This window comes from Necropsobacter rosorum, assembly GCF_964241405.1.
GTDB lineage: Bacteria > Pseudomonadota > Gammaproteobacteria > Enterobacterales > Pasteurellaceae > Necropsobacter > Necropsobacter rosorum.
In genome coordinates, this window is record NZ_CAXSXF010000006.1 from 93,377 (window position 1) to 111,469 (window position 18,093).

16 protein-coding genes are annotated in these 18,093 nt (G+C 50.2%); 7 read left to right on the forward strand and 9 right to left on the reverse strand.

The genetic code is table 11. From position 1 onward, the window contains the following. Positions 1-337: 337 nt before the first annotated feature. The 4 genes from leuA (at position 338) to leuD (ending at position 5,094) form a co-directional block, all read left to right on the forward strand. Positions 338-1,888 (forward strand): 2-isopropylmalate synthase, encoded by a 1,551-nt coding sequence (gene leuA, locus ACESOH_RS10730; RefSeq protein WP_032092311.1) that lies wholly within the window; start codon positions 338-340, stop codon positions 1,886-1,888. Between the two features lie 16 nt (positions 1,889-1,904). Then, positions 1,905-2,981, forward strand: a complete 1,077-nt coding sequence (leuB, locus tag ACESOH_RS10735) for a 3-isopropylmalate dehydrogenase (RefSeq protein ID WP_373101110.1) — start codon at positions 1,905-1,907, stop codon at positions 2,979-2,981. A 90-nt stretch (positions 2,982-3,071) separates the two neighbouring features. Next, the gene (leuC, locus tag ACESOH_RS10740; RefSeq protein ID WP_373101111.1) at positions 3,072-4,481 is read left to right on the forward strand and encodes a 3-isopropylmalate dehydratase large subunit; all 1,410 of its coding nucleotides are present in this window, start codon (positions 3,072-3,074) and stop codon (positions 4,479-4,481) included. Between the two features lie 10 nt (positions 4,482-4,491). After that, a complete protein-coding gene (gene leuD / locus ACESOH_RS10745) occupies positions 4,492-5,094 on the forward strand; it encodes a 3-isopropylmalate dehydratase small subunit (RefSeq protein ID WP_373101113.1) in 603 nt (200 codons plus the stop codon). A gap of 106 nt (positions 5,095-5,200) precedes the next feature. On the opposite strand, the gene mreD is transcribed toward leuD, so the two are convergent. From mreD to uvrA, 4 genes are all read right to left on the reverse strand, one after another. Next, positions 5,201-5,689, reverse strand: a complete 489-nt coding sequence (gene mreD / locus ACESOH_RS10750) for a rod shape-determining protein MreD (protein ID WP_032092307.1) — start codon at positions 5,687-5,689, stop codon at positions 5,201-5,203. Continuing rightward, the gene (gene mreC, locus ACESOH_RS10755) at positions 5,689-6,741 is read right to left on the reverse strand and encodes a rod shape-determining protein MreC (RefSeq protein ID WP_373101114.1); all 1,053 of its coding nucleotides are present in this window, start codon (positions 6,739-6,741) and stop codon (positions 5,689-5,691) included. The genes mreD and mreC overlap by 1 nt, the downstream gene beginning before the upstream one ends. A gap of 62 nt (positions 6,742-6,803) precedes the next feature. Next, positions 6,804-7,859 carry a rod shape-determining protein gene (locus ACESOH_RS10760; RefSeq protein ID WP_032092305.1) on the reverse strand — a complete coding sequence of 352 codons (1,056 nt, stop codon included), beginning with the start codon at positions 7,857-7,859 and terminating at the stop codon, positions 6,804-6,806. Between the two features lie 204 nt (positions 7,860-8,063). Continuing rightward, positions 8,064-10,895: an excinuclease ABC subunit UvrA gene (gene uvrA / locus ACESOH_RS10765; RefSeq protein WP_032092304.1), complete on the reverse strand. Its 2,832-nt coding sequence runs from the start codon at positions 10,893-10,895 to the stop codon at positions 8,064-8,066. Positions 10,896-11,066: 171 nt separating this feature from the next. Between uvrA and ssb the strand changes: the two genes are divergently transcribed. Then, positions 11,067-11,549 carry a single-stranded DNA-binding protein gene (gene ssb / locus ACESOH_RS10770; protein WP_373101115.1) on the forward strand — a complete coding sequence of 161 codons (483 nt, stop codon included), beginning with the start codon at positions 11,067-11,069 and terminating at the stop codon, positions 11,547-11,549. 307 nt (positions 11,550-11,856) lie between these two features. Here ssb and ACESOH_RS10775 read toward each other — a convergent pair whose 3' ends face one another. Then, complete coding sequence (locus ACESOH_RS10775; protein ID WP_373101116.1) at positions 11,857-13,005, reverse strand: iron-containing alcohol dehydrogenase; 1,149 nt, start codon at positions 13,003-13,005, stop codon at positions 11,857-11,859. A gap of 27 nt (positions 13,006-13,032) precedes the next feature. Beyond that, complete coding sequence (locus ACESOH_RS10780; protein ID WP_373101117.1) at positions 13,033-14,103, reverse strand: carboxymuconolactone decarboxylase family protein; 1,071 nt, start codon at positions 14,101-14,103, stop codon at positions 13,033-13,035. A 107-nt stretch (positions 14,104-14,210) separates the two neighbouring features. Here ACESOH_RS10780 and ACESOH_RS10785 point away from each other — a divergent pair, with 107 nt between their 5' ends. Then, positions 14,211-15,107, forward strand: coding sequence for a LysR family transcriptional regulator (locus ACESOH_RS10785; RefSeq protein ID WP_373101118.1), 897 nt, complete (start codon positions 14,211-14,213; stop codon positions 15,105-15,107). 67 nt (positions 15,108-15,174) lie between these two features. On the opposite strand, the gene ACESOH_RS10790 is transcribed toward ACESOH_RS10785, so the two are convergent. The 3 genes from ACESOH_RS10790 to ACESOH_RS10800 form a co-directional block, all read right to left on the reverse strand. Continuing rightward, positions 15,175-16,029, reverse strand: coding sequence for an aldo/keto reductase (locus ACESOH_RS10790; protein ID WP_373101119.1), 855 nt, complete (start codon positions 16,027-16,029; stop codon positions 15,175-15,177). A 368-nt stretch (positions 16,030-16,397) separates the two neighbouring features. Further along, positions 16,398-16,955: an HXXEE domain-containing protein gene (locus ACESOH_RS10795; protein WP_373101120.1), complete on the reverse strand. Its 558-nt coding sequence runs from the start codon at positions 16,953-16,955 to the stop codon at positions 16,398-16,400. 162 nt (positions 16,956-17,117) lie between these two features. After that, positions 17,118-17,330, reverse strand: coding sequence for a hypothetical protein (locus ACESOH_RS10800; RefSeq protein ID WP_373101121.1), 213 nt, complete (start codon positions 17,328-17,330; stop codon positions 17,118-17,120). A gap of 167 nt (positions 17,331-17,497) precedes the next feature. Between ACESOH_RS10800 and ACESOH_RS10805 the strand changes: the two genes are divergently transcribed. Next, entirely contained in the window at positions 17,498-18,043 is a 546-nt protein-coding gene (locus ACESOH_RS10805; RefSeq protein WP_373101123.1) for a TetR/AcrR family transcriptional regulator, read from the forward strand. Positions 18,044-18,093: the final 50 nt, after the last annotated feature.

The following is an 18,093-nucleotide window of genomic DNA, read 5'->3' on the forward strand; positions in this document are numbered from 1 at the left end:
TGATTATGATTTTTATATTGAAATATTATATTGTTTTTGAATTGTGCTAATCGTTTGGGTAAAGATAAAATCCTGAAAAACTATTTGACAGATAAATTCTAAAGCGTAAGATTGAAAGCGTTTTTGACCGAATGGATTTTATTGTTATGTTTAACGCCGCTTTATCTCTCAACCTTCTCCTCCTCTCACCGATGTTGTGCGGATAGGTTGTGGATAAAGCAAAGTAAATGTAAAACCAGAATTTAAAACCCGCACTGAAGAGGCGGGTTTTTTCGTTCTGAAGCGAGGTAAAATCGACCGCACTTTAAACCGGCTCAATCTATGTAAGGATAATGATATGACAGATAAGGTAATTATTTTCGATACCACATTGCGTGACGGCGAACAGGCGTTAAAGGCCAGTTTAACGGTAAAAGAGAAGCTGCAGATCGCCTTTGCGCTGGAACGTCTGGGCGTCGATGTCATGGAGGTCGGATTTCCGGTGTCCTCTGCTGGCGATTTTGAATCGGTACAAACCATTGCGCGCAATATTAAGCACAGCCGGGTGTGTGCGCTGTCGCGCGCCATCGAAAAAGATATTGATGCCGCGGCAGAGGCATTAAAGGTGGCGGAAGCGTTCCGGATTCATACCTTTATCGCCACTTCCGCCCTGCATGTGGAAGCCAAACTGCGCCGCACTTTTGACGATGTGGTGGAGATGGCGATTAACGCGGTGAAACGCGCGCGCCGTTATACCGATGATGTGGAATTTTCCTGCGAAGATGCCGGTCGAACCGGTATCGACAATATCTGCCGGGTGGTGGAAGCGGCGATTAAAGCGGGCGCCACCACGGTGAATATTCCGGATACCGTGGGATATTGCCTGCCGATGGAATACGGCGAGATTATCGCCAATGTGATGAACCGCGTGCCGAATGTGGATAAAGCGGTGATTTCCGTGCATTGTCACAACGATCTGGGCATGGCCACCGCCAATTCGCTGACCGCGGTGCAAAACGGCGCGCGCCAGATCGAATGTACGGTTAACGGTATCGGCGAACGCGCGGGCAATACCGCACTGGAAGAAGTGGTGATGGCGCTAAAAACCCGCCGCTCGCTGTTCGGCGCGGATACCCGAATCAATACGCAGGAAATTCATCGTGTCAGTCAGCTGGTCAGCCAGCTTTGCAACATGCCGATTCAGCCGAATAAGGCGATTGTGGGCGCCAATGCCTTTGCCCATTCTTCCGGCATCCATCAGGACGGCATGGTGAAAAATAAAAACACCTATGAAATTATGTCGCCGGAAACTATCGGGCTGAAAAAAGAAAAATTAAACCTGACCGCCCGCTCCGGCCGTGCGGCGGTGAAAAATCACATGGAAGCCATGGGCTATCAGCAAAATGAATACGATTTGGATAAATTGTATGAAGCCTTTTTGAAACTGGCGGACAAGAAAGGTCAGGTATTTGATTATGATCTGGAAGCCCTTGCCTTTATCGACATGCAGCAGGGCGATGAAGACCGTTTAACGCTGGATGTGATCACCTCGCAGATGATCAGCCATTTGCCGGCTTCCGCCTTTGTGCAGGTGGAACTGGACGGTCAGCGTATCAGTCAGGTTTCCAGCGGCGGCAACGGCCCGGTGGACGCCGTATTCAACGCGATTTTGAAGATCACCGGCATTGATTTGAAGATGTTAAGCTATAACCTGACCGCCAAAGGCGAAGGGGCGGAAGCGCTGGGGCAGGTGGATATCGTGGTGGAACACGAAGGCCGCCGCTTCCACGGCGTCGGTTTGGCGACGGATATCGTCGAATCCTCGGCGCGTGCGTTAATTCATGCGATCAACGCCATTTATCGCGCGCATAAAGTGGCGGATTTAAAATCACACAAAATTTCACATTAAATAAGGAATAATCAACATGCAACAGTTCAATGTAGCGGTATTAAGCGGCGATGGGATCGGCCCGGAAATTATGGCGGAAGCCATGAAAGTGCTGGCAGCGGTACAGCAAAAATATCATTTTAAACTGAATTACCGCACATTTGAGGTCGGCGGCATTGCCATTGATCATCAGGGCACACCGTTGCCGGCGGAAACCCTGCAAGGTTGTGAAGACGCCGATGCGATTTTATTCGGTTCGGTGGGCGGGCCGAAATGGACGCACCTGCCGCCGGAGCAACAACCGGAACGCGGTGCGTTGCTGCCGCTGCGCAAGCATTTCGCGCTGTTTTGTAATCTTCGCCCGGCAACCTTGTACCGGGGGCTGGAAAAATTCTGTCCGCTGCGCGCCGATATCGCCGCGAAAGGCTTTGATATGGTGACGGTGCGCGAGCTGACCGGCGGGATTTATTTCGGTCAACCGAAAGGGCGTGAGGGCAGCGGCGCGCAGGAAAAAGCCTATGATACCGAAGTTTATCAGCGTTATGAAATCGAGCGGATCGCCAAAGTCGCCTTTGAAACGGCCATGAAACGCAATAAACATGTAACTTCGGTGGACAAAGCCAATGTATTGACAAGCTCCGTGCTGTGGCGTGAAACCGTTACCGAAGTGGCGAAACAGTATCCGGCGGTGCGGCTCGATCATATTTATATTGATAACGCCACCATGCAGCTGATTAAACAGCCGGAATTTTTTGATGTGTTGCTGTGCTCTAATATGTTCGGCGACATTATCTCCGACGAATGCGCGATGATCACAGGCTCCATGGGCATGTTGCCGTCCGCCAGTTTAAATGAAAACGGCTTCGGTTTATACGAACCGGCCGGCGGTAGCGCGCCGGATATCGCCGGCCAGGGCATTGCCAATCCGATTGCGCAGATTCTGTCCGCCGCCATGATGCTGCGTTACAGCTTTAATTTAGCCGACGCGGCGGATGCCATTGAAAACGCCGTGAAAAAAGTGCTTGCCGAGGGTTATCGTACCGCTGATCTGGCGGATGACAGCCGACCGGTTTCCACCTCGGAAATGGGCACGTTAATTGCGCAGGCAATTTAGCGGCGGCATCAAAGTGCGGTCGATTTTCCGACAATTTTTGCACCGCACTTTTCACCTTGGATTAAACAGCATTTACCCGACGAGAAAACCATGAAAAAAACACTCTACCAAAAACTTTTCGACGCCCATGTGGTGTATGAAGCGCAAGGCGAAACGCCGATTTTATACATTAACCGCCATTTGATTCACGAAGTCACCAGCCCGCAGGCGTTTGACGGGCTGCGCGTGGCGCATCGGCAGGTGCGTCAGACCGGCAAAACCTTCGGCACCATGGATCACAGTATTTCCACGCAGATCCGCGATGTCAATAAACTGACGGGGCAGGCCAGAATTCAGGTGCAGGAACTGGAAAAAAACTGTAAACAGACCGGCATTACCCTGTTCGATATGCACACCAAACAGCAGGGGATCGTGCATGTAGTCGGGCCGGAACAGGGGCTGACGCTGCCCGGCATGACGATTGTGTGCGGTGATTCGCATACCGCCACCCACGGCGCATTCGGCGCATTGGCGTTCGGTATCGGCACATCCGAGGTGGAACATGTGCTGGCCACTCAGACGCTGAAACAGGCGCGGGCAAAAAACATGAAAATCGAAGTGCGCGGCAAAGTCGCACCGGGTATCACAGCGAAAGATATCGTGCTGGCGATTATCGGTAAAACCACCATGGCGGGCGGTACCGGACATGTGGTGGAATTCTGCGGTGAAGCCATTCGTGACCTTTCCATGGAAGGACGCATGACGGTCTGCAATATGGCGATTGAATTAGGGGCGAAAGCCGGTCTTATCGCACCGGATGAAACCACGTTTGCGTATTTAAAAGATCGCCCGTATGCTCCGCAAGGCAAGGATTGGGATGATGCGCTGGCATACTGGAAAACCCTGAAATCGGATGAGGGAGCGCAATTTGACAGCGTGATCGTGCTGGAGGCGAGTGAAATTGCCCCGCAGGTCACTTGGGGAACCAATCCGGGGCAGGTTATTGGTATCGATCAGCGGGTACCGAATCCGGCGGACATGTGCGATCCTGTTGCGCGCGCCTCGGCGCAAAAAGCGCTGGCTTACATTGGGCTGGCACCGGATACGGATCTCACTCAAGTGCCGGTGGATCAAGTATTTATCGGTTCCTGTACCAATTCCCGCATCGAAGATTTGCGCGCCGCGGCGGCCGTGATGAAAGGGCGCCACAAAGCGGAGAATGTGAAACGGGTTTTGGTCGTACCGGGTTCCGGTTTGGTGAAGGAACAGGCGGAAAAAGAAGGGCTGGATAAAATCTTTATTGCGGCCGGCGCGCAATGGCGTAATCCGGGCTGTTCCATGTGTCTGGGCATGAATGATGATCGTCTGGGCGAATGGGAACGCTGCGCCTCGACCAGCAACCGTAACTTCGAAGGCCGGCAGGGACGCAACGGGCGGACGCATTTGGTCAGCCCGGCGATGGCGGCGGCGGCGGCGGTATTCGGCAAATTCGTTGATATTCGTAATGTGGAATTAAATTAAGGAGCGCGCAATGGCAGGTTTTAAACAACTTTCAGGTTTAGTGGTGCCGCTGGATGCGGCGAATGTGGATACCGACGCGATTATCCCGAAACAGTTTTTGCAGGCGATTACCCGGGTGGGTTTCGGCAAACATTTGTTTCACGAGTGGCGTTATCTTGATGCCGAAGGCACCCGCCCGAATCCGCAATTCGTGCTGAACTATCCGCAGTATCAGGGCGCCAGCATTTTACTGGCGCGTAAAAATCTGGGCTGCGGTTCTTCGCGCGAACATGCGCCTTGGGCATTGGCGGACTATGGGTTTAAAGTGATGATTGCGCCGAGTTTTGCCGATATTTTCTATAACAACAGCCTCAATAATCATATGTTGCCGATCCGTTTAAGCGAACAGGAGGTGGAAGAAATCTTCCAGTGGGTATGGGCGCACGAAGGACAGAAAATCGAGGTGAATCTGGAAACCCAAACGGTGACGGTGGGCGATAAGGTCTATCATTTTGATATCGACCCGTTCCGCCGCCATTGTTTGCTCAACGGGCTGGATAATATCGGGTTGACTTTGCAGCACGAAAAAGAGATTGCCGCCTACGAAAGCCGGATTCCGGCGTTTTTACGTTGATTGAACAATTGAAAAACGGGCTAAGGTTAATAGCCCGTTTTTTTAGCGTAAATCCAGCATTAATCTTGTTAAGTGCGGTCAGATTTGCGATTAATTTGCTCGTTTTTTAGCGTAAATTCAGCTGGCGGCGGATTTTGCGCAGCAATAGAAATACCCATGGCCACAGAATACCGCTGGCAATGGCGCCGAAAATTTCCTGCGAGTTGAAATTGGCGTTGTGCAACAGCAATTCGATCACAAAAATGCCTAATCGCACGGCAAACACAAACAAAATAACCAACAGGCTTTGCATCCATAAAGACAGATTACGCAAAATCAGATAGTTCAGGGCGATTAAATAGGCAAACACCGACAGAACCAGCGCATGAACGCCCAAAATGGAACCCAGCACCAAATCCCACACCACGCCGAGCAAAAATGCCGAGCCGATGCTGACTTTGGTCGGAATCGCCAACACCCAGTATAACAATACCAGCACGACCCATGCCGGTTTGAAACTCTGCATTCCGGCGGGCCAAGGCATGATTTCCAACACCATGGCCACAATGAAAATGCAGGCGACAATCAGACATTGCAGTAAAAAATGGCTTCGCATCAGTCCTCCTCCCGGTATTGCTGTAATTCCGGCGCAACAGGCTCCGGTGCGATTTCTGCCGGCGGTTCGGGGTGAAGTTCTTCCGCCGGTGCGGGCGCGGTCTGACTGTCGGTTTCTTCGGTGACCGGCGTTTTATTCACTTTATTGGCTTCGGCGCCTTGGTTTTCCAGCCGTTGCCGCACCGCTTTTCTGACCTCTTCCGGCGTAATGGATTGCGCTTTGTGCATATCTTCGTTGGTCGGCCACAGCAGCAGCACATAGCGCAGGCGTTCCATGGAGGCGAGCGGTTTTGCCGTGATCGTGGCGAAATAGTTTTTGCCGTCGCGCGACACATTTTCCACAACCGCCACCGGATAGCCTTCCAGAAAGCGCCCGCCCAGCCCGGATGTCACCAGTAAATCGCCTTTTACGATATCCACGGAACGCGGCACATTGTCCAGCGTCAGCTCATCGCTGCGTCCCGTGCCGCTGGCAATCACCCGCACATCGTTGCGCAGCACCTGTACCGGAATGGAATGCGCCACATCGGTTAACAGTAAGACCCTGCTGGTATCGCTGCCGACGGAAATAATCTGCCCGACTACGCCTTTTTCGTCAATCACCGGTTGCCCCACATACGCGCCGTCTTTTTCCCCCTGATTAATCACCACCAGCTGACGGTAAATATCGGTTTCTGCGGTTAATACTTCGGCGATTTTTTTGTATTCGTCGGTGCGCAGCGGCGAGTTGAGCAGCAGACGCAGGCGCTGATTTTCCACTTTCAGCTGATCCAGCAGCAATAAATCGGCGTTTTTTTCCCGTAATTGTTCGCGCAGCACTTTGTTTTCAATTTGCAGTTTATTGGTATCGACCAGATTATCCGATACGCCGTCGAGCACGGTGCGCGGCGTGTTGGCGAGATAATACAGCCCGCCCACCGCAGTTTCCATGACGCTGCGGGCTTTGATCATGGTATTGGTCTGACCGTCGGACAAAATCAGCGCAATGGAGGCAATCACCGCCATAATGAGCCGCAAGCCGAGGGAAGGCGATTTGCCGAAAATGGGTTTCATATCGTTATCCGGGACAAAAAGTGCGGTGAAAATAACCGCACTTTTTTGATGATGTCACGCAATTAAATTTCGTCGCTGAAAATATCGCCGCCGTGCATGTCGATCATTTCCAGCGCTTCGCCGCCGCCGCGCGCCACGCAGGTTAGCGGATCTTCGGCGACGATGACCGGTACGCCGGTTTCCTGCGACAGCAGAATGTCGATATTACGCAGTAAAGCGCCGCCGCCGGTCAGCACCATGCCGCGTTCAAAAATATCGGCGGCATGTTCCGGCTGGCATTCTTCCAGTGCGGTGCGGACTGCGGTGACAATACCGTTCAGCGGCTGCTGAATGGCTTCCAGCACATCGCGCGAGGTCAGTTTGAAGGTCCGCGGGGCGCCTTCCGCCAGATTATGCCCGTGCACTTCCATTTCTTTGATTTCATCGCCGTCCTGAATATAAGCGCTGCCGATTTCCTGTTTAATGCGCTCGGCAGTCGGTTCGCCGATAATCGAGCCGAAGGTGCGGCGCACATAAGCGATAATCGCTTCATCGAAACGGTCGCCGCCGATACGCACGGAAGAGGAATATACGATACCGTTTAAGGAGATGACCGCCACTTCGGTGGTACCGCCGCCGATATCAATCACCATGGAACCGGTCGCGGTGGACACCGGCAGTTTGGCGCCGATCGCCGCCGCCATCGGTTCTTCAATCAGGTACACCTCGCGCGCGCCGGCACCGATGGCCGATTCTTTAATTGCGCGGCGTTCCACTTGGGTGGCGCCCGCCGGCACACAGACCAGCACGCGCGGGCTCGGGCGCATGAAATTGCCGCTGTGTACCTGTTTGATAAAATATTGCAGCATTTTTTCGGTGACGAAGAAATCGGCGATCACGCCGTCTTTCATCGGACGGATGGCCAGAATGCTTTTCGGGGTACGACCCAGCATCAGTTTCGCTTCTTTACCGACCGCCGCAATGCTTTTCAGCGAGCCAGAACGATCCTGCCGGATGGCTACCACGGAGGGTTCGTCCAGTACGATGCCCTGACCTTTAACATAAATTAACGTATTTGCCGTACCGAGATCGATAGAGAGATCATTGGAAAACAGACCTCTAATTTTTTTGAATAGCATAGGAATTCCGTAAAATAAATTGTATAAGAAATACGCAATAGTGCGCGTTGAAAAAAATTGTGCTAAATGTACCAAAAAATCGGCGTTTATAACAGAAATTTTTACCGAAACCCGGTGAAATCCGACCGCACTTGGCGGGAGGCGATGGCGGGAATTGGCGGGGCGTACACGGACATGTGCGCCCCTGAAGTGCGGTAAATTATTTTAACGTTTTTTTAACATCGGGGTCAGGAAGCGGGCGGTGTGCGAGCCTTTCACCGTGCAGACCTGTTCCGGCGTGCCGGTAGCAATAATCCGTCCGCCGCCGCTGCCGCCTTCCGGGCCGAGATCCACAATCCAGTCGGCGGTTTTGATCACATCCAGATTGTGTTCGATCACCACGATGGTATTGCCCTGATCGCGCAGACGGTGCAGCACCTCAAGCAGCTGTTTAATATCGGCGAAATGCAGACCGGTGGTCGGTTCGTCCAGAATGTACAGGGTTTTGCCGGTATCCCGCTTCGACAGCTCGGTTGCCAGTTTGACCCGCTGCGCCTCGCCGCCCGACAGCGTAGTGGAGGACTGACCCAGACGGATATAAGACAAGCCGACATCCATCAGGGTTTGCAGGCGGCGTGCGATCATCGGAATGGCGTCGAAAAATTCGCGCGCTTCTTCCACGGTCATATCCAGTACCTGATGAATGGTTTTGCCTTTGTAGCGGATTTCCAGTGTTTCGCGGTTATAACGTTTGCCTTTACATTGATCGCAAGGCACATACACATCGGGCAAGAAGTGCATTTCCACTTTGATCACGCCGTCGCCCTGACAGGCTTCGCAGCGTCCGCCGCGCACGTTAAAACTGAAACGCCCCGGATTATAGCCGCGCGCGCGGGATTCCGGCACACCGGCGAATAATTCGCGGATCGGGGTGAACAGACCGGTATAAGTGGCGGGATTGGAACGCGGCGTCCGACCGATCGGGCTTTGATCGATATCGATCACTTTGTCGAAAAATTCCAGCCCTTCAATGGATTTATACGGCGCAAAATCAATATTATCAGCGCGGTTTAGCGCATTTTGCGCCAGCGGGAACAGGGTGTCGTTAATCAGGGTGGATTTGCCCGAACCGGACACGCCGGTGATACAGGTGAACAGCCCCACCGGAATTTCCAGATTGACGTGTTGCAGATTGTTGCCGCTGGCACCGTTTAATTTGAGTATTTTTTGCTTATCAAGTGCGGTGCGTTTCGACGGAATTTCGATTTTTTCTTTACCCGACAGGAATTTGCCGGTTAAGGAATCCGGATTGGCCATAATTTCCTGCGCGTTGCCCTGCGCGACCACATAGCCGCCGTGTACGCCCGCACCCGGGCCGATGTCGATAATATGATCCGCCGCCATAATGGCGTCTTCATCGTGTTCCACCACAATCACCGTATTGCCGAGATTGCGCAGGTGAATCAGCGTGTTCAGCAGGCGTTCGTTATCGCGCTGATGCAGCCCGATGGAAGGTTCGTCCAGCACATACATCACGCCCACCAGCCCGGCGCCGATCTGACTGGCAAGACGGATGCGCTGCGCTTCGCCGCCGGAGAGGGTTTCGGCGGAACGGGACAGCGACAGATAATTCAGCCCCACATTCACCAGAAACTGTAGGCGCTCTTTGATTTCTTTCAGAATTTTATCCGCAATCTGCGCTTTCTGCCCGCTCAGCGTCAGCGTATCCATAAAATTCAGGGTGTCACCGATACTCATTTCGGAAACCGCCGGCAGATTGGTCTGACCGATATACACATGGCGCGCTTCCGGACGCAGGCGCGAACCGCCGCAGTCGGCACAGGGGCGGGTGCTGATGTTTTTCGCCAGTTCTTCACGCACCGACAGGGATTCGGTTTCCTTATAGCGGCGCGCCATATTGTTCAGAATACCTTCGAACGGATGATGACGTACCACCACATCACCGCGATCGTTCATATATTGAAATTCGATTTCCTCTTTACCCGAACCGTGCAGAATAACCTGCTGGATTTTTTTCGGCAGCGCTTCAAAAGGGGTTTCAATATCAAAGGCATAATGTTTGGCTAATGAGGTCAGCATTTGATAATAATAAAAATTGCGTCGATCCCAGCCCTTGATCGCACCGCCGGCAAGAGAAATCGACGGATTCTGCACCACCCGTTTTTCATCGAAATATTGCTGCACGCCCAACCCGTCGCAGGTCGGACAGGCGCCTGCCGGATTGTTGAAGGAAAACAGGCGCGGTTCCAGCTCGGGAACGGAATAGCCGCAGTGCGGACAGGCGAAATTGGCGGAAAACACTAGTTCTTCCGCCTGCGGATTATCCATTTGCGCCACCACCGCCGTGCCGCCCGATAATTCCAGCGCGGTTTCAAAGGATTCGGCTAACCGGGTGGCGATATCCGACCGCACTTTAAAGCGATCCACCACCACTTCAATGGTGTGTTTTTTCTGTAACGCCAGAGTCGGCGGATCGGATAAATCGCAGATTTCGCCGTCGATGCGCGCGCGGATATACCCTTGTGCCGCAATGTGCTGCAAAATTTTGACATGTTCGCCTTTGCGTTCTTTCACCACCGGCGCAAGCAGCATCATTTTGCTTTCTTGCGGCTGCGCCAGCACCTTATCCACCATTTGACTGATGGTCTGTGCGGTCAGCGGCACATCGTGATTGGGACAGCGCGGCTCGCCGACCCGGGCGAATAACAGACGCAGATAATCGTGAATTTCGGTAATCGTGCCGACGGTGGAACGCGGATTATGGGAGGTGGATTTTTGCTCAATGGAAATCGCCGGCGACAACCCCTCAATATGATCCACATCCGGTTTTTCCATTAAGGACAGAAACTGGCGGGCATAAGCGGACAGCGATTCCACATAACGGCGCTGGCCTTCCGCATACAGCGTATCAAAGGCAAGGGATGATTTGCCGGAACCGGATAAACCGGTGATAACAATCAGTTTGTCGCGCGGAATAGTGAGGTTGATATTTTTCAGATTATGGGTTCTCGCCCCACGAATGTCGATTTTTTCCATGATGTGATAGGTAAGTTGGGATAACACAGTTTTAAAATTGCGAGCATTATCGCATATTCTTAAATAACTGTGCAAATATCCAGTAAATTTTGTTTTAAGTGATAGATCTTTTTCTCGTTTTAGGGCAAAATAGCGAAAATTTCTATCAGACGGTATTGAGCAGAGGACAGTATGGCCGGAGTAAATAAAGTTATTATTGTAGGTAATTTGGGCAATGACCCTGAAGTGCGCACCATGCCGAACGGCGAAGCCGTGGCGAATATCAGCGTGGCGACCAGCGAAAGCTGGCTGGACAAAAACACTAACGAACGGCGTGAAGTCACGGAATGGCACCGCATCGTCTTTTACCGTCGTCAGGCGGAAGTGGCGGGCGAATACCTGCGCAAAGGCTCCAAAGTTTATGTGGAAGGGCGTTTAAGAACCCGCAAATGGCAGGATCAGAACGGTCAGGATCGTTACACGACCGAAATTCAGGGCGATGTGCTGCAAATGCTGGACAGCCGCGCAGAACGCGGTCAGAGCGGCGGTTACGCCCCGGCACAAAATGCCGCGCCTCAACCGAGCTATCAGGCGCCGCGCCAAACGGCAAAACCGGCTCCCGCCGCAGAACCGCCGATGGCAAACGACAGCTTTGATGACGATATCCCGTTCTAACTGACATCAAAACGATAAACCGGAACATGATTGAGAGAAGCGTTATCTGAAACGCTTCTCTTTTTTTTGTTGGATTTAGGGTATTTTTGGTTGAGTGGTATTGATACCGAAATACCGTTCCGGCAAATGATAAATTGTGAAACGGCGTTGTGCGTTCCGGCATGTGCGGACGAGTGAAATATGTGCCAAGGTGGATAAACGAGCGAAAACCGACGCCGGGTCCGAATCAAATGGGCTAAAAGTGCGGTCGGATTTGCCAATGTTTTGGCAGCCCCGACCTCTTGGTTTTTCTCTCAATACAAAACGATTATTTTGCTAAATCAAACACTTGAGTAATCGCCGTTTTGGTATAAGTTTCGCTCATTTGCCAGTCAATGGCGTTTTGTACGGCGTTGTCGATCACGGCGGTCAGTTGTTCGTCATTGACGCCAAGCTGGGATAATGTGATCGGCGTGCCGATTTTGGCGAACCAGGATTTGAGCGCGGCAATGCCTTCTTCGGCGCTTTGCAAGCCGAAAATTTCTCGCGCAAAACGTTCGAACTGCGGGCGATTTTGATCTTTGTACCAGGTCATCCACGCCGGCATAACCACAGAAAGTCCGGCACCGTGCGGAACATCGCAAATGGCACTTAATGCGTGTTCAATCATATGGTTAGGGAAACTCGCTCCGCATGTACCGACATGCGTCAACCCGTTTAACGCCATGGTCGCCGCCCAGGCAAATTCACCGCGGGCATCCAAATCGTCCGGCTTGTCAAGCAGGATTTCCGTGGTACGGATAACGGTTTTGATATTGGCTTCCACCTGCATATTGATCAGCTCAGGCTGCACGCTGGCGGTAAAATAGCCTTCAATGGAATGAGCAATAATGTCCGCGGCGGAATAGACCAAATAATCCCGGCTGACGGTGGCTTGCAGTTTCGGGTTAATCACCGAGACTTTCGGATACAAATCCGCGCCGTTAATGGCATATTTTTGCCGGGTTTGTTCATTCATCACCACGCCGCCGTTGTTCATTTCGCTGCCCGTGGCCGCCAGGGTCATAATGTCGAAAACGGGCAGATTTTTCTCCACCACCGCTTTGTCGATAAAGAAATCCCACACATCGCCGTCATACAATGCGCCTGCGGCAATGGCTTTGGCGCTGTCCAGACACGAACCGCCGCCGACGCTTAAAATACTGTCCGCACCGTGTTGACGGGCAAGTTCAATGCCTTCGTTCACTTTGCTTAAAACCGGATTGCTTTTAATCCCGCCGAGTGCGATGAATTCAATACCGTGCGCGTTCAAACTGGTGGCGACATCATCAAACAAGCCCGATTGTTTAATCCGCTCGCTGCCGTAAACGATTAAGGCTTTTTTCACACCAAATTCGCGCATATAGGCGCCGATATTTTTTTCTTTATCGACCCCGAATTCAATGCGGGTCGGATTGCGAAAACTGAATTGATACATGTTATGTTCCTCTTTAACAATGAAAAATTATTTTAACTTAGCGTAATCGGCATCGGAAACCGGCTCCAGCCATTCGTTACGGGTATTTTCACCCGGTACTTCAATGGCAAGATGCTGGAACCATTCGGTCGGTGCGGCACCGTGCCAATGTTTTACGCCCGCCGGAATATGCACCACATCGCCCGCTTTCAGTGTCTGCGCGGGTTTGCCCCATTCTTGGTAATAACCGCGTCCGGCGGTCACCAGTAGCATTTGCCCGCCGCCTTTGGTAGCGTGATGAATATGCCAGTTGTTGCGCGTACCCGGTTCAAAGGTGACGTTGCCAATCGGTACTTGATCAGTAGAAAGCATATTCAAATAGCTTTTACCGACAAAATATTGCGCATAAGCGGTATTTTCTTCGCCCGTAGGGAATTGGCTCATTTCCGGTGCTGATATTTGGCGGATCGCTTTAATTTGCGCATCGTTCAGACCGTTTTTCTGACTGATACGAATATGGGCATTGAGCTGATTTTCCACCCCCTGCAGCGCGCTTAATGCCGCAACGGTGATGATTTCCCGTTCCTGCCAGTTAAGTAAATCGCTGGCAAAAATATCGCCGAATAAATGGCTTTTCAAATAACGATCAATATCGGGCGAAAGGGCGGTTAAATCCACTTTTTGACCGATAAGATCCGTTTGGGTTTGCGTACCTTTGGCGAGCATATCCGCCTTGGTATCACGAGTTGGCTCACGACCGATTTCAGTTTCCAGGCCTTTTGTTTGGCGATCTTTTACCGTTTCAGAAAGCGCATTTAACGCATTTAAACTGCGCGGAAAGCCGGTGTAAGCGTAAAGCTGCACCATAGCGTCTTTAATTTCATTCACGGTTAAGCCGTTGTTAAGTGCCTGTTCAATCGCTCCTTTTAGTTCAGGCATATCACCTTTGGCGGTAAATGCGCCGATTTGTGCGAGTGAAGATTGTCGTTGCGAAAGGGTCATTTGTGTTGCTCCTTGTGCTGTTCGCGTGGTTGCGACTAGGGTGTCGGCGGCAAAACCTGTCGCCGACAAGGTTAAAAGTGCGGTCAAAATTACGGTTGTTTTTAACGGTTTCTTCATCTTTTTATCACACGAAATGATTAACGTTTGAATGTGTACATTGTAATCCCGTTTTAATCTCACTAAAATGAATAAAAACAGAAAACACAATGCCGGAAAATGAGATTATGAACCGATTAGATGCGTTAAAATATTTTGTGGTTGCCGCCGAAACCTTAAGCTTTCGAGCCACGGCGGAGCGGTTTTCCGTTTCACCGCAAGTGATTACCCGCGTGATGGGCGAATTGGAAAATGAATTGGGTGAACAATTATTTAAACGCAATACCCGTTCTATTCGCTTATCGGATTTCGGCGCGCAGTGGCTGCCCAAAGCGGAACAGTTTTTACAGCAGGAACACGCTTTATTTGGCGCGCCCAAGCTTAATGATAACGAGCTGGCCGGCACCGTGCGCATCACCGCACCGCCGTCGGCCTACAGCGATTGGGTGCTGAAGCGGTTGCTGATTGCTTTAGCGCCGTATCCCGATATTCGCATTGATTGGCGCACGGGATTTGATGTGTTAAAAGCGGTGGAAGATCAAATCGATATCGGCGTGAGAATTACCCAATCGCCCGAAGAAAACTGGATCGCGAAAAAAATCCGCATGCTGAACGAGCCGATTGTGGCCGCGCCGAAACTACTTGCCCGACTCGGGCAGCCGGAAAATATCATTGATCTGGTGGAACGCTTTCCGATCGGAAGCCTGCTGAACAGCAAAACCAATCGACCTTGGCCTTGGTATGTGAATGACGAACGGATTCCCATTTATCAAGCCAATGTGGTGACCGACGACACGAAAGCCCTGCTACAAGCGGTTTTGGCGGGCAGAATATTTGCCCAGCTGCCGCATATGGATTGCCAGCACTATTTTGAAACCGGCGAACTGGTCAAAGTGTTTCCTTATAGCGAATCACAAAAATGGGCGTATTATTTGTATCGCCCCAGACAAACCATCACCGCGAAACGGGTGCTGGTGGTGTATGAACTGTTAGAAAAAATTTATTTGAGCCACCGCGCCAGATGAAAGTGCGGTCGGATTGGCAAACGTTTTTTCAGACGAACTGACGGTTTGGCAACCTCACCGCGTTTATTTAAAAATAACTCTCATCGATCTCCAACTGATTGAGAATATGGTTGATTCCCGCCACTTCCGCAGCGGAAAGCTGCACATTCATTGCTCCGAGATTTTCCTGTAAACGGGAAAGTTTGGTGGTGCCCGGAATCGGCACGATAAACGGACGTTGTGCCAATTCCCACGCCAACACGATTTGCGCAGCGGTGGCGTTTTTCCCTTGCGCCAGTTGATGAATAAAATCCAGCAACGGCTGATTTTTATTGACGGCTTTGGCACTAAAACGCTTCATCGAACGGCGCACATCGTTTTTAGCGAAATTGCTGTTTGCTTTGCCGCTCAAAAAGCCGTTACCCAGCGGACTGTGCGCCATAAAACCGATAGACAGTTCTTCGTACAAATCAAACAGCCCTTGCTCTGGCTCACGAAACAGCATGGAATATTGATTTTCCGTTGCTGTAATCGGCGTAATCTGGTGGGCTTTACGTATATAATCCAACGGCACATTAGACACGCCCCAATGGTGGATTTTGCCTTCTTTGATTAACTCGCCCATTGTTTCTGCCACGATTTCAGGCGCGATTTTCGGGTCAATACGATGCTGAAAATAGAGATCGATATAATCCGTCTGCAAATTGCGCAGCGATTTTTCCACTTGCTCACGAATGGCTTGCGGCGAGCTGTCTAATTGCTGCTCGAATTTACCTTCTTTAAATTCTATTCCCACAATGCCGAATTTGGTGGCAATCACCGCTTTTTCACGTATCGGTTTCAGCGCTTGCCCTAATAATTGTTCGTTGCTTTCGCCGTAAATTGGCGCGGTGTCAAATAAAGTATTGCCCAAATCCACCGCACTTTGGATTAAATTCACCATCTGCGCCCGATCCGCCTGCGCACCGTAAGCGTGCTCCAGCCCATAACCTCCAAGCCAATGGACGAAACGGTTAAATCTTTGCCTAAAATTCGTTGTGTCATTTGAATTTCCTTTTGTTGAATGATTGCAATGACGGCATTATAAAATGATTTGATTATGTTGATTAGATAGAAAAAATCGAATGACTTTGTGAATTAAATTCAATAAAAGTAGAGAACGGGCTTATTTTAGAGCGGTAATAATGGGCAAATAATCAATAAAAACAGAATTATTTGTTGCCCTAATAAGAATAATGGAAAATAAAGTGCGGTAGGATTTTGCGAAGTTTTTTCAGTTTGTGAGTTTCTTTCAAAATCCCGCCGCTTGTTTTATTTTTTCATCTGCGGATAAAGTCGATCAAACTTCGCCATTTGTGCAGGGTTAAATGGGTAAGGCGAGTTTTTATCTTCCCATAATTTCGGGATAACAATCCGAATAACGCCCACATACCACGCTACTATTAGCACCGCAGCCAACAAATATTCCCACCAAATCACCAGCTGATGAACTTCAATATGATATACATAGGCGACAAAAAGCGGAAAATGTCCGAAAAGCGTGGTTGCTAAACCTGCGTTATAACGGCTTTTCAGCATTTTTTTGTTCACAATGCCGTGAATAAGCAGTTGTGCCACGCCACCGAAAATCATCGGCACTAGCCCAAGCCAAATGGTGTTGGGGAAGATAATCGGCGGTAGATACATAAACAGAGTTGTTCCCCAGTTCGTCCAAAGTGCCGACATATTGTTGAGCGGATAGCGGTCGGCGATGTCAGGCGTGCTGTCGTTTTGTACCACAAGATAAAGGTAATACAGGCTAATTGGCACGAACAGCAAAACGGTGGTGAGCAAACCAGGGTTGTACCAGGTTTTCAATGCCTTATTCATCTGCTAACCGTGTCCGACAAGTTGCATTAGATTAAATAACATCATCGCAATCCCCAGCCAAGTCCATTGCGGTAAAAAAATCGCTACGGCATAAACCAGATGAGCCAAGCTGTTTACCCACATTGACGACAACATATTGCCGGGGGAACGAAGATAGTTTTCTTACTCGTTGAAGGTGCCGATATTGATAAACAGTGGTGCACCGCCGGGGAAAACGTATTCTTCAAACTGATGTAACAGCAAAGCCATAAAATTCAGCCCCAACAAAATTTGCAGACGGCTTAATTGTTCCGTATTCCAACGCAAATAAACCCCGACTAACATAGCAACGGGCAAGGTTAAGTAGTACCAATGGGTACGGTAAAAATTCAACATAATGTGTCCTTTAATTGCGATGAATGTGGGCATTATAGGAAAAGCCAAAAGGCAAAGATATGGTGGGTTTTGCTTGAAGTGTCATTTTATCAATACAGATTTTCAAATTTAGCTATTTATTTAGATAAGGAGTAGATAAAATATCTATAAAATTCAAGGGAAAAACAATGGCAGGCTTACGCGTATTAAAAACTCAACGTGCCATTCAGACGGCGTTTATTGATTTATTGTATGAAAAAACCTTTAAAGAGATTGCGGTGCAGGAAATTTGCGAGCGTGCTTTGGTAAATCGCAACACTTTTTATAAATATTACCCCGGCAAAAGCGGTTTGGCAGGCAAAATGATTGCGGAATTTAAACAAGGCTACGCCAAATTACTGCACAAACGGCTATCTGCCCCTGATGTACGCACCGTGATGAAAGAGCTAATGCCTGAACTCTATGAAAAACGCCGTATCTTGCTGGCATTGTGGAAAATCGACACCAAACGCCACCGCTTGTTTCACGAAATGCAACAGTTGCTCAAAAACGCTTTTTTAAGCCAAGCCCAACAAAAATTTCCCGAACGAGCCAAAAATTGGGAATTTCAAGCGACTTTGTTCGCCACTTGCGTTTTGACCACATTACGTTTCTATTTTGAACAAAACATTTTGCCACCCATTGAGCAAGTACAATTCGATTGGCGTGAAATGTTTGAGATTATGGGGATATAAAGTGCGTAGGTCTTTTGTTCTTGCTCCGCACAAGTAGTAAGATTTTCGTT